The sequence below is a fragment of the Kingella bonacorsii genome (assembly GCF_016623605.1).
GTDB classification, from domain to species: domain Bacteria; phylum Pseudomonadota; class Gammaproteobacteria; order Burkholderiales; family Neisseriaceae; genus Kingella_B; species Kingella_B oralis.
The window spans coordinates 311,652-323,432 of record NZ_JAEHNZ010000001.1 but is presented as its reverse complement, the minus strand read 5'-3'; the positions used below and the strand labels follow the sequence as shown (position 1 = coordinate 323,432).

The window sequence follows — 11,781 nt, the reverse complement described above, 5'->3', positions numbered from 1 at the left end:
AAAATGAAATTTCTCAATTTTAATTACAAAGGGCAGGTATTTGATTTATCACATCTTGCCCCTTTTTATTGTGAGTATATTCATCCAGCAAGCGCATCTTCTGATGAGAAAATTTATCGTTGTATTGTAGAGTTTAGCGGGCATTGTTTTACTAAGTCGCCCAACCAGCGCAAAGGCGAAACTCTTGCCAGCTATGAGTCCGAATTGCATTATTCTCTTGCAACTGAAACGCGAATTTTTTGTTTTGAACGGCATCGCTATTCTTTGCAATTACCGCAAATAATCAAAGAGCTTGCTAATAGAAAATGCTTTTTCACTTCGGCAGACGATAAATTTTTAACCATAGAAGTACAAAACGAAGAGGGTAAAACAGTTGATTATGAAATTTATTTCTCGTTGAAAAAATCAAAAGAAAAACAATGCGATATTCATCTGTTTATCAATAGTGCATACATCCGTAGCGATGATTACAAACCAGTTAATCATCCCATTCGTCGTAAATCTATTTCATTTTTTGTTTTGCTTCACAATACGCTGACTAATAAACGCATCAAAAACCATGCTAAAAAATACGCCCCTGAAACTCTCAGGGGCGTTTGTACAGGCATCGCTTTATAACTGCTCTTGGGCTAGTAGCCAAACTGGCTGGATAAACGCTGAATTAAATTCAAGCCTGCTCATACGTTTTATTGGACGTGGATTTTACTTTTATTGTTGTGTTTCATCAACTCTATTTTTCAGGCTGCCTTTGTGTAATGCAATAGGCAGCCTGAAAACGTTTAATTCACTGTGCCGAGCAGTTCGCCGACGCGGGTTTCGGCGTTTTTTTGCAGGCGGTTGTCCAGTGTGATGGCGTTGTGTGGGAACAGGTTGATAACGGTTGAGCCGAGCAAGAACGCGCCCATTTCGTCGCCTTTGTTGAAGCGGATGGCTTGCTCGCCGTCGGCGGGGTAGTCCCACACGCGCACGGTTTCGCTGCGTGGCGGGTTGATGATGCCTGCCCATGTGGTGCGGATGCTGGCGGTGATGGTGGCGCCAACGAGAATTTGCACCATTTTGTCAAAGGCGGTGTCAAACACGCAGATAACGCGTTCGTTGCGGGCAAAAAGGTTGGGGATGTGTTGAGCGAGAAAGGGATTAACGGAATAAAGCTCGCCAGGGACGTAAATCATTTGGCGCAAGGTGGCGGCGCAGGGCATGTGCACGCGGTGGTAGTCGCGCGGGGAAAGGTAGGTGGTGATGAATGTGCCGTTGGCAAATTGGGCGGCTAGGGCTTCGTCGCCTGCGAGCAGGTCTTCCAGCGTGAAGCTGTGTCCTTTGGCTTGCAGTAGTTGGTTGGCTTGGATGGCGCCGCTTTGGCTAACGCGCCCGTCGGCGGGCAGGGCGATTTGGTTGTCGCCTGCTACGATGGGGCGTGCGCCGTCTTTGAGGGCGCGGGTGAAGAATTGGTTGAAGGTGGGATAGTCGCTGGGGTTGGGCTGGGCGGTTTCTTGCCAGTTGATTTTGTAGGCGCGGGCAAATTGTTTGATGATGAAGTGGGTTGCGCCGCCCCATTGTTGGTTTGCTACCCAGCCTGCTAGGCGGGTGAGCGTGTGTTGGGGGGTGAGATAGTGCAAGGCGAGTTTGATGCGTTGGCTGGGGGTGGGTTTGGGGTAGAGTTTATGCGACATGGGTTGTCCTTGGGTTGAGGCAGCCTGAAAATGGGTTTGTGAATTACAAGAAAGGTTTGGGCTGCGGGGCGTGGTGCGCGGCGCAACGCGCGAGAATGGCTTGTTTGAAAATTGATGGGCAGCCTGAAAACTGTGGAATGGCTTTTCAGGCTGCCTTTGGCTGGAGGTTATAAGCCCATTTCGTCTAGCTTGGCGAGTGCGTCTTTGGCATCTTGGTTGTCTTGGGCTTGGGCTTTGTTCCACCAATGCCGCGCGTGGGTGTATTGCTTGGCGTTGGCGTAGAGCACGCCGAGATTGTATTGGGCGGGGGCGTGTCCTTGCAGGGCGGCGGCTTCGTACCAATCGGCGGCGGTGTCGGTGTCTTGTGGCACGCCGATGCCTTGGGTGTAGAGTGAGCCGAGTTGGTATTGGGCGTCGTCGATGCCGTGTTCGGCGGCGCGTTGCCAATAGTGGGCGGCTTTTTCGGGATTGGGGGTGCCGATTTCTTCGTCCATTAGCAAGTAGCCGAGATAGTGTTGGGCGGGCGGGATGTCGTTGTCGGCGGCAAGGGTGCAATAGGCGATGGCTTTGGCAGCATCGGGTTCGGTGCCTTGCCCGTTGTGGTACATGATGGCTAGGTTGAACTGGGCTTGGGCATCGCCTGCATCGGCAAGCGGTTGCCATGCGGCAAACGCAGTGGCGTAGTCGCCGTTTTGGTAGGCGGTTAGGGCTTCGTCTTGGGCGGGGTGGTTTTTGTCGGTTTCGTGTTGGGTTTGGGGTTCGGTGGTCATGGTGGGCTTTCGTTTTGAGTGGAAGAAATGGAGGAGTGTTGCAAGTGGTGTGCCAGTTTTGGGGTGGGGGTTGAATAGGCAGCCTGAAAAGCCAAAAGATTGGTGTAACGCTGTGGCGCAGTAGGCAGCCTGAAACCTTTGCGCAGCCCGCAAGCGAAGGCATCAAAGGTTCGCCGATATTGCCAACCAATACAGCTCCATTGAATAAACCATTTGGCGATGAGCCGTCGCCGCTCCATTTTGGTTTTCAGGCTGCCTATTATTTTTTCAACAGCAAAGTCAAACCATCGCCCAGCGGCAGAGTAAGCGGGATGATGCGGTTATCTTGCGGTAGGCTGGCGTTGAATGTTTGCAAAATGGCTTGGCTGGCGGGGCTGCGTTCGCTGGTGGGCTGGATGATGCGCCCGCCCAGCAATAGGTTGTCGATGGCGATGATGCCACCGCTGCGGATGAGTTTCAGGCTGCGTTCGTAGTAATGCGGGGTGGGCAGCTTGTCGGCATCGATGAATATCATGTCGTAGCTGCCTGCTTTGCCTTGGGCAAGAAGCTCGTCTAGCGTGATGATGGCGGGTTGCAGGTGCAGCGTGATTTTGTGGGCGATGCCTGCGCGTTGCCAATGCTGTTGCGCGATGGCGGTGTGGGTTACGTTAATATCGCAGCAGGTGAGGCGCGCGCTTTCGGGCAGGGCTAGGGCGATGGTGGTGCTGCTGTATCCTGTGAACGTGCCGATTTCTAGGTAGTTTTCCACGCGCAGCAGCCGTGCCAACCATGCGAGCAAGGCGGCTTGCTCGGGGGCAATCGCCATTTTGCCAAGGCGGTGCGCTGCGGTGTGGGCGCGGATTTGGGCGAGTATGGGATGCTCGGGTTCGCTGATTTGGCGCAGGTAGGCGAGTAAATCGGGGGTGAACTGGGGGGCGTGAACAGTCATTTTCAGGCTGCCTAATTAAAATTCAGACAACCCATGTTGTGGCATGGATTGTCTTGTTGTGCCCTTAATCGGCTTGATAGGTGTAAGGTTTTTTGGCGATGCGCGCTTCGGCAAAGGCTTTTTGTTCATCGGCATTGAGTTCTACGTCCCACAACAAACGGCGGTTTTTCAGGCGTTGCTCGGCTTCTTCGGGGTGTTGTTCAATGAATTCGTTTAAAAATTGCGTGGTGTCGGATTGGTAGTTATACATGGTGTGTCCTTTGTGAAAGGGCGCATTTTACTGGGAAAGTTCATGCCGGGGAAAGGGTTTCGGCTTTTCAGGCTGCCTTTGGCAGATACGGCAGCCTGAAAACAGCATTCAAGCGGATTATGCAAAATATTGCTCAACCAATGCTTCTGCCTGTTGCAACCATGTTTTTCGTTCCGCTTCGCTGCTGTCGGCAATCACGCGAAACATCAAGCGGTCAAACACGTTTACGCCACAAAAAGCGAAAATGCAATCGCGCCACAAGCGTTGCAAAGGGTCGCCAAACACTTCGTTTTCCCGCTCCGGCGGCGTGTTAGACGTATTAAACACCAACGCCGCTTTTGCTTTGAGCAAACCCAATGGCAAACCGCCGCCATTGTCGCCCTCCGGAAAAGCATACGCCACATTTTCCCGCAACACCCTATCCACCCAGCCCGTCAAAATGGCAGGCGGCTGCCCCCACCAATTGGGATGCACGATAACAATGCCGTCTGCTTGGCGGATTTCTTCTTGATGCAAGCGCACAAGCGCATCATCTGCGGCATCGCTTGCCAATTCTCGTGCGGGCATAATCGGGTTGAACTGCTCGCGGTACAAATGATGAAACCACACTTCATGCTCCTTGCGTTGCAAAGCGTTTACAACAGTTTCTGCAATCGCGGCATTAAAACTGCCGTCATACGGATGCGCCAAAATCACCGATATTTTCATTATCCCTCCCCAAAAGTAAAAAGGCAGCCTGAAAAGCATGCCGTTTAAGCCGTCTAAAATAAACGGACGCAGGCAGCATACATAAAGCAAAACCGCAAATCAAGCAGCCATCAAAAAACACCGCCGCACAAATTGCGTTAAACCATTTATCAAAAACCCCAACACTATTTACAAAAAAAACTACATCCCCTTACATAACTTCACAAAAAAACATTACAATAGCCCGCAGCAGGCATAGGCAGCCTGAAACGCTGTTCAGCGAAGCTAAAACCACCACCCCTGCCCCAAAGGAATAATGTGCCATGAAAGAAGCCCGCAACTTCTCCTACCTATTCGGTTCAAACGCGCCCTATATCGAAGAACTCTACGAATCCTATCTCGACAACCCCCAATCCGTTGAAGAAACATGGCAACGCTATTTCGCCGACCTTGCCGCCACGGGCGACAGCGAAAAAGACGTTGCCCACCATCCCATCCAAGAATCCTTCGTGCAGCTTGCCCGGCAACACCGCACCGCCACCAACGCCGCCAAAGGCTTGGACGAAGAATTGCTGAAAAAACAAATCGCCGTGCTGCGCCTGATTACCGCCTACCGCATTCAAGGCTCCGATGCCGCCGATTTAGACCCGCTCAAACTGCGCCATCCGCGCCCCGTGCAAGGCTTGCAGCCTGAAGAACATGGCTTAACCAACGCCGACATGGCGGTGCAGTTCGGGCTGGGCGACGGCGATTTTTCCGTGGGCGATGCGGGCAAAATGCCACTATCCGAAATCATCAACAAACTACAACGCACCTATTGCCAGCACATCGGCGTGGAATACATGCACATCGGTAGCCGCGAGGAACGCCTGTGGATACGCAACCGCTTTGAGCGCGATTTGTCCACGCCGCATTTCAGCGCAGACCAAAAACGCTACATCCTCAAACAAATCACCGCCGCCGAAACGCTGGAACGCTATCTGCACACCAAATACGTCGGGCAGAAACGCTTTTCGGTGGAAGGCGGCGAAAGCGCGATTGTCGGCCTGAATTATCTGATTCAAAACGCAAGCAAAGACGGCGTGGAAGAAATCATCATCGGCATGGCGCATCGCGGGCGGCTCAATGTGCTGGTGAACGCGCTGGGCAAAAAACCCGCCGATTTGTTTGCCGAATTTGAAGGCAAGCAAGACATCAAATTCCCCAGCGGCGACGTGAAATACCACAACGGTTTCAGCTCCAACATCGCCACACCCCACGGCGCGGTGCACGTTTCGCTGGCGTTTAACCCTTCGCATCTGGAAATTGTGAACCCCGTGGTGGAAGGCTCGGCGCGCGCCAAACAACGCCGTCGTGGCGAAAAAGGCGCAGAACAAGTGTTGCCCGTGTTGATTCACGGCGACAGCGCCTTCATCGGCTTGGGCGTGAACCAAGCGACGTTTAACCTATCGCGCACACGCGGCTACGGCACAGGCGGCACGGTACACATCGTAATCAACAACCAAATCGGCTTCACCACATCCGACACCCGCGACACGCGCTCCGCCGTGTATTGCACCGATATCGCCAAAATGGTGGAAGCGCCGATTTTCCATGTGAACGGCGACGACCCCGAAGCCGTGTGCTATGTGATTCAGGCTGCCCTAGACTATCGCCACACCTTCCATAAAGACGTGGTTGTTGACATCGTGTGCTTCCGCAAACTGGGGCACAACGAAGGCGACGACCCCACCTTAACCCAGCCTTTGATGTATCGCGCCATCGCCAAACACCCTGGCACGCGTGCGCTGTATGCCGAGAAATTGGTTAACGAAGGCGTGCTCACGGCAGAACAAGCCGATGGCTTTGTAACCGCGTATCGCGAAGCCTTGGATAAGGGTGAACACGTTGAACTCACTCGCCTAACCGATTACGAAAACAAATACCGTGTGGATTGGAGCAAATACCAAAGCAAAGATTGGCGCGAGGCTGTGGAAACAGGGTTGCCTTCCGCCGACATCGCGCGTTTAACCGAAAAATTCACCGCCGTGCCCGAAAACTTTGGCTTGCACAACACCGCCAAGCGCGTTATTGAGCAGCGCAAAGCCATGGCAAAAGGCGAGCAGCCGATTGACTGGGGCATGGCAGAAACCATTGCCTACGCCAGCATGGTTACCAACGGCATCCCCGTTCGCATTTCGGGCGAAGATTCGGGGCGCGGCACGTTCTCGCACCGCCATGCCGTGTTGCACGACACGCAACGGCAAAAACACGACTTGGGCATTTACACCCCGCTGGAACACATGGCTGAAAACCAAGCATCGTTCACCGTGATTGACAGTATTCTCAACGAAGAAGCGGTGTTGGCATATGAATACGGACACGCTTGCTCCGCGCCCGAGCAGCTCACCATTTGGGAAGCGCAATTCGGCGATTTTGCCAACGGCGCGCAAGTGGCGATTGACCAGTTTATCTCGTCTGGCGAAACCAAATGGGGGCGGATGTGCGGCTTAACCGTTATCCTGCCGCATGGCTACGATGGGCAAGGGCCCGAGCATTCATCGGGGCGGTTGGAGCGTTGGCTGCAACTGTGTTCCGAAGAAAATATGCAGGTGATTATGCCCAGCGAGGCCGCGCAGATGTTCCATATTTTGCGCCGCCAAACGCTGCGCTCTTACCGCAAGCCGTTGGTGATTTTTATGTCTAAACGCTTGCTGCGCTTTAAAGATTCCACCAGCCCGCTGGCGCAGTTTGTGGAAGGCACGGCGTTCCGCCCCGTGATTGGCGACGGCTTGGCGCGCGACAACGGCAAGGTGAAACGCGTGATTGTGTGCGCGGGGCAAGTGTATTACGACCTGTTGGCAGGGCGCGCCGAGCGCGGTTTGGACAACGAAATCGCCATCGTGCGGCTGGAACAGCTTTATCCGATGCCGTATCCCGAATTGGCCGCCGAGTTGGCAAAATACCCCAACGCGCAGCTGATGTGGGCGCAGGAAGAGCCGAAAAACCAAGGCGCGTGGTATCAAATCCGTCATCGCTTGGAGCGCGTGTCGCCGCACACGCATTGGCGGGTTGCCGCGCGTCCGTCCAGCTCGTCGCCTGCGGTGGGCTACGGCAGCCTGCACGCGGCGCAGTTGAAGCAGTTGGTTGAGGATGCGTTGAAGCCGGATTGACGGTGCTGTTTGAGGCAGCCTGAAAACGGTTGCTCCGCCCCAACCCTTATTCGCAAACAAACACACGGCAGCCTGAAAGCCATTTTCCCGTTTTCAGGCTGCCCAAGAGTGAAACTAAACCCCATTGGAGACAAATCATGATTGTTGAAGTAAACGTACCCGTATTCGCCGAAAGCATCACCGAGGGCACCTTGCTCAAATGGTATAAGAAAGTGGGCGACAGCGTTGCCCGCGACGAAACGCTGGTGGATATTGAAACCGACAAAGTGGTGCTGGAAGTACCTGCGCCGCAAGCGGGCGTGTTAGTGGAGATTGTGGTGCAAGACGGCGAAACCGTTACCACGCAGCAACTGCTCGCCAAAATTGATACTGCAGCCGTTGCCGCGCAAGCCGCGCCTGCCGAAATTCAGGCTGCCTCTGCTGCGCCAGCGTCTAACAGCCAAACGGGCGTTGCCATGCCCGCCGCCGCCAAACTCGCCGCCGAAAAAGGCGTGGACGTGAGCCAAATCCAAGGCTCGGGGCGTGGCGGCCGCGTGTTGAAAGAAGACGTGCAAAACGCGCCTGCCGCGCCCAAAGCCGCCCCTGCCTTTCAGGCTGCCGCACTGCCTGCGGGCGAACGCTTTGAACAGCGCGTGCCGATGAGCCGTTTGCGCGCGCGGGTGGCGGAACGTTTGCTGGAATCGCAAGCGCAAAACGCCATTTTGACCACGTTTAACGAAGTCAACATGAAGCCTGTAATGGATTTGCGCGCCAAATACAAAGACAAATTTGAAAAAACATACGGCGTGAAGCTGGGTTTTATGTCGTTCTTTGTGAAATCCGCCGTTGCCGCGCTGAAAAAATACCCCGTGGTGAACGCATCGGTGGACGGCAAAGATATTGTTTATCATGGCTATTTTGACATCGGCATCGCCATCGGCAGCCCGCGCGGCCTGGTTGTGCCCATTTTGCGCGACGCCGACCAAATGAGCATCGCCGACATTGAACGCGCCATCGCCGATTACGCGGCAAAAGCCAAAGACGGCAAAATTGCGATTGAAGATTTGACAGGCGGCACGTTCAGCATCACCAACGGCGGCACGTTCGGCTCGATGATGTCCACGCCGATTATCAACCCGCCGCAATCCGCCATTTTGGGCATGCACGCCACCAAAGAGCGCGCGGTGGTGGAAAACGGCGAAATTGTGGTGCGCCCGATGATGTATCTGGCGCTGTCGTATGACCACCGCATTATTGACGGGCGCGAAGCCGTGCTCACCTTGGTTACGATTAAAGAATTGCTGGAAGACCCTGCGCGGCTGGTGTTGGATGTTTGATTGTTGTGTCGTGCATAGAGAGGCAGCCTGAAAACGGGTTTAAGCGTTTTCAGGCTGCCTTTTTTATGGCGCGTCGGCGGCTTGTTGATCCGGCACCCCCCCATTTCAGGCTGCCTTTGGATATTTGGAAACAGTATAGGCAGAAACTTTTGCACAAAGCCTGAGGCAGCCTGAAATCTTTGCAAAACCTGCAACCGATGGAGCGTCGGCGGCTCGCCGACATTTTTCCAATCAGTAACCCTCAGTTGAACAAAATATTTGGCGACGAGCCATCGCCGCTCCATGTGGAATTTCAGGCTGCCTTGAAACAGCAAACCATATAGGTAGCCTGAAACCTTTGTTTACAGCAAAACACTCGCCACCCACAAAACAAAGGCAGCCTGAAAACGCATTTAAGCATTTTCAGGCTGCCTACTCTTTTTCAGGCTGCACTAGAACTTGTATTCACTATTTTTGCAAATAATGAATACAGGTTCTTATTTAACCAACGGCTGCCATTTCCATTCTGCCACCTCGGGAATATCCGTGCCGTGTTCGCGGATATAGCTGCGGTGGAATTGCAGCGTTTCATCCATCTTGTTAGCAAAATCCGCCGCTTTGTCGCCGTACACGGCTTGCGCGGCATCTTTGGCAACGTGGAATCGATCCATTTCCGATAACACGCGCATATCAAACGGCGTGGTGATGTCGCCATTTTCGCGGTAGCCGTGAATGCGCACATTGTGGTTGTGGCGTGGGAAGAAAATATCGCGCACCATGTTTTCATAGCCGTGGAAGCAGAACACAACAGGCTTGTCTTTGGTGAACAGCGCATCAAATGCTTCGTCGCTCAAACCGCGCGGGTCAATGCTGGGGTGGCGTAGTTTCAAAATATCCACCACGTTGATGAAGCGGATTTTCAGCGCAGGGTATTGTTTGTGCAGCAGATTAACCGCCGCCAACGCTTCCATGTTTGGCTCTGTGCCCGCCGCCGCTATCACCACATCAGGCTCGCCATCGTGGCAAGTGGATGCCCATTCAATCACTTTGTAGCCTTCGCGCACCAATTCTTTGGCTTCGTCCGCGCTGTAAAACTGCGGGCGCAAGTGTTTAGACGACACGATTAAATTAATGCGGTCGCGCGAAGTCAAAACTTCGCTCATCACCGCCAACAGCGTGTTGGCATCGGCAGGCAAATATTCGCGCACAAATTCGGGCTTTTTCTCTGCCAAATGGGTGAGCAAGCCGGGGTCTTGGTGGGTGTAGCCATTGTGGTCTTGCTGGAACACGGTGGAAGTGGCAATCAAGTTCAGCGATGGATAATCCTTGCGCCAAGGCGCGTGGGTTTTGCATTTGCGCAACCATTTAAAATGCTGCGTAATCATAGAATCCACCACACGGAAGAACGATTCGTAACTGGCAAAAAAGCCATGCCGCCCCGTTAAAACGTAGCCTTCCAAAAAGCCTTCGGCTTGGTGTTCCGATAATTGCGAATCAATCACCCGCCCAACAGGCGCAATCCATTCGTCATACGCCGCATCGCGCACGCCCAGCCATTGACGGTTGGTTACTTTAAACACTTCGTTCAAGCGGTTGGATTTGGTTTCGTCTGGGCCAAAGATGCGGAAATTATCGGGGTTGGCGGTAATCACATCCGCCATCAAGCGTCCGCACTCAATCATATCTTGCGCATCGTGGCTACCAGGAGTGCCAATTTTTAGCGCGTGTTTCGTCCAATCGGGCATCACCAAAGCCTTGGGCGCAACGCCACCATTGGTAATCGGGTGCACCGACATCCGTTTTGCGCCTTTGGGCGAAATTTCGCGCCATTTGTCTAAAAAGCGACCGTTGTCGTCAAACAATTCTTCTGGGCGATAGCTGCGTAACCATGCTTCCAGCGCATCGGCGGTGCTCATATCGTGCGAATTGGTGGGAATGGGCACTTGGTGGGCGCGGAAGCCACCTTCAATCGGCTCGCCGTTCCATGTTTTCGGCCCAGTCCAGCCTTTGGGAATACGCGCCACCAACACGGGCCAACGCGGCATGGTGGCATCGTCTGCGCTGCGGCTGCGTGCGTCTTGCCAAATCGCCAAAATGCGCTCAATGGCTTCGTCCAATTTTTGCGCCATGATGGCGTGGCTATGGGCAGGGTCACTTACTTCCACAAAAATCGGCTCCCAGCCCATGCCGTTGAAATATTGGGTTAATTCGGCATCGGTTTTACGCGCCAAAATGGTGGGGTTGTGGATTTTGCCGCCGTTCAAATACAAAATCGGCAACACCGCGCCATCGTTCACAGGGTTGATAAAGGTGTTACCAAACCAGCCTGCGCATAAAGGCCCAGTTTCCGCTTCGCCATCGCCAATCACGGCAGCGGCGATGATGTTGGGGTTATCCAACACCGCGCCAAAGGCGTGCGACAAGGCATAGCCCAATTCGCCGCCCTCGTGGATAGAGCCTGGGGTTTCAGGCGCGGCGTGCGAAGCGATGCCGCCGGGGAACGAGAAGATTTTGCACAGTTTTTTTAAGCCCGCTTCGTCTTGCGTGATGTCGGGGTAGATGTCGGTGTAGCTGTGGTCAAGATAGGAATTGGATACCATCACTTGCCCGCCGTGCCCTGGCCCTTCAATGTAGAACATATCTACATCGTATTTGTTGATGGCGCGGTTTAAGTGGGCGTAGATGAAATTTTGCCCCGGTACCGTTCCCCAATGCCCGATAGGGTGCGCTTTCACATCGTTTGCCGTTAGCGGTTTTTTGAGCAATGGGTTGTCTTTTAAATACATTTGCGCGGCGGAAATGTAGTTGGCAGCGCGCCACCAAGCATCTACTTTGGCGAGGTATTCGGGAGTGTCAAATTGCGTGTTTTGCATATTTTTCTCTTTCTATCGTTGTTTACAATGGATTACGGTGTGCAATCATACTCCCTTTGCCCCGATTTTTGTAATAAAACTAGAATAGTTTGCGCATAAATTGCGCATAAACAAAGGCAGCCTGAAAACTAAATTTCAGGCTGCCTTAATTATGCT

At 53.4% G+C, this 11,781-nt stretch carries 11 protein-coding genes; 4 read left to right on the top strand and 7 right to left on the bottom strand.

Translation table 11 applies throughout. The features are described from left to right. The first annotated feature begins 3 nt into the window (after positions 1–3). Entirely contained in the window at positions 4–618 is a 615-nt protein-coding gene (locus JDW22_RS01640) for a hypothetical protein (protein ID WP_200521301.1), read from the top strand. A 161-nt stretch (positions 619–779) separates the two neighbouring features. Here the strand turns inward: JDW22_RS01640 and asd are convergent, their stop codons facing one another. From asd to JDW22_RS01610, 6 genes are all read right to left on the bottom strand, one after another. Beyond that, positions 780–1,670 (bottom strand): archaetidylserine decarboxylase, encoded by an 891-nt coding sequence (gene asd, locus JDW22_RS01635; RefSeq protein WP_200521299.1) that lies wholly within the window; start codon positions 1,668–1,670, stop codon positions 780–782. 167 nt (positions 1,671–1,837) lie between these two features. Then, positions 1,838–2,440: a tetratricopeptide repeat protein gene (locus tag JDW22_RS01630; RefSeq protein ID WP_200521297.1), complete on the bottom strand. Its 603-nt coding sequence runs from the start codon at positions 2,438–2,440 to the stop codon at positions 1,838–1,840. Beyond that, positions 2,437–2,679 carry a hypothetical protein gene (locus JDW22_RS01625; protein WP_200521295.1) on the bottom strand — a complete coding sequence of 81 codons (243 nt, stop codon included), beginning with the start codon at positions 2,677–2,679 and terminating at the stop codon, positions 2,437–2,439. The genes JDW22_RS01630 and JDW22_RS01625 overlap by 4 nt, the downstream gene beginning before the upstream one ends. A 20-nt stretch (positions 2,680–2,699) precedes the next feature. Continuing rightward, positions 2,700–3,368 (bottom strand): class I SAM-dependent methyltransferase, encoded by a 669-nt coding sequence (locus JDW22_RS01620; protein ID WP_200521293.1) that lies wholly within the window; start codon positions 3,366–3,368, stop codon positions 2,700–2,702. 64 nt (positions 3,369–3,432) lie between these two features. Then, complete coding sequence (locus tag JDW22_RS01615; RefSeq protein WP_200521291.1) at positions 3,433–3,618, bottom strand: DUF3460 family protein; 186 nt, start codon at positions 3,616–3,618, stop codon at positions 3,433–3,435. A 117-nt stretch (positions 3,619–3,735) separates the two neighbouring features. Continuing rightward, the gene (locus tag JDW22_RS01610) at positions 3,736–4,326 is read right to left on the bottom strand and encodes an NAD(P)H-dependent oxidoreductase (RefSeq protein ID WP_235964667.1); all 591 of its coding nucleotides are present in this window, start codon (positions 4,324–4,326) and stop codon (positions 3,736–3,738) included. 302 nt (positions 4,327–4,628) lie between these two features. Between JDW22_RS01610 and JDW22_RS01605 the strand changes: the two genes are divergently transcribed. From JDW22_RS01605 to JDW22_RS01595, 3 genes are all read left to right on the top strand, one after another. After that, a complete protein-coding gene (locus JDW22_RS01605) occupies positions 4,629–7,457 on the top strand; it encodes a 2-oxoglutarate dehydrogenase E1 component (protein ID WP_200521289.1) in 2,829 nt (942 codons plus the stop codon). Positions 7,458–7,594: 137 nt separating this feature from the next. Next, entirely contained in the window at positions 7,595–8,773 is a 1,179-nt protein-coding gene (gene odhB, locus JDW22_RS01600; RefSeq protein ID WP_200521936.1) for a 2-oxoglutarate dehydrogenase complex dihydrolipoyllysine-residue succinyltransferase, read from the top strand. A 179-nt stretch (positions 8,774–8,952) separates the two neighbouring features. Next, positions 8,953–9,096, top strand: coding sequence for a hypothetical protein (locus JDW22_RS01595; protein WP_200521288.1), 144 nt, complete (start codon positions 8,953–8,955; stop codon positions 9,094–9,096). Positions 9,097–9,249: 153 nt separating this feature from the next. Here the strand turns inward: JDW22_RS01595 and JDW22_RS01590 are convergent, their stop codons facing one another. Beyond that, positions 9,250–11,625 (bottom strand): phosphoketolase family protein, encoded by a 2,376-nt coding sequence (locus tag JDW22_RS01590; RefSeq protein ID WP_200521286.1) that lies wholly within the window; start codon positions 11,623–11,625, stop codon positions 9,250–9,252. Between the last annotated feature and the right edge of the window lie 156 nt (positions 11,626–11,781).

Bases quoted from the DNA above. Each gene is read 5' to 3' on its own strand.
- JDW22_RS01640 (WP_200521301.1), top strand. From the start codon at position 4: ATGAAATTTCTCAATTTTAATTACAAAGGGCAGGTATTTGATTTATCA.
- JDW22_RS01620 (WP_200521293.1), bottom strand. From the start codon at position 3,368: ATGACTGTTCACGCCCCCCAGTTCACCCCCGATTTACTCGCCTACCTG.
- JDW22_RS01615 (WP_200521291.1), bottom strand. From the start codon at position 3,618: ATGTATAACTACCAATCCGACACCACGCAATTTTTAAACGAATTCATT.
- odhB (WP_200521936.1), top strand. From the start codon at position 7,595: ATGATTGTTGAAGTAAACGTACCCGTATTCGCCGAAAGCATCACCGAG.
- JDW22_RS01630 (WP_200521297.1), bottom strand. From the start codon at position 2,440: ATGACCACCGAACCCCAAACCCAACACGAAACCGACAAAAACCACCCC.
- JDW22_RS01590 (WP_200521286.1), bottom strand. From the start codon at position 11,625: ATGCAAAACACGCAATTTGACACTCCCGAATACCTCGCCAAAGTAGAT.
- JDW22_RS01605 (WP_200521289.1), top strand. From the start codon at position 4,629: ATGAAAGAAGCCCGCAACTTCTCCTACCTATTCGGTTCAAACGCGCCC.
- JDW22_RS01625 (WP_200521295.1), bottom strand. From the start codon at position 2,679: ATGGAGCGGCGACGGCTCATCGCCAAATGGTTTATTCAATGGAGCTGT.
- JDW22_RS01610 (WP_235964667.1), bottom strand. From the start codon at position 4,326: ATGAAAATATCGGTGATTTTGGCGCATCCGTATGACGGCAGTTTTAAT.
- asd (WP_200521299.1), bottom strand. From the start codon at position 1,670: ATGTCGCATAAACTCTACCCCAAACCCACCCCCAGCCAACGCATCAAA.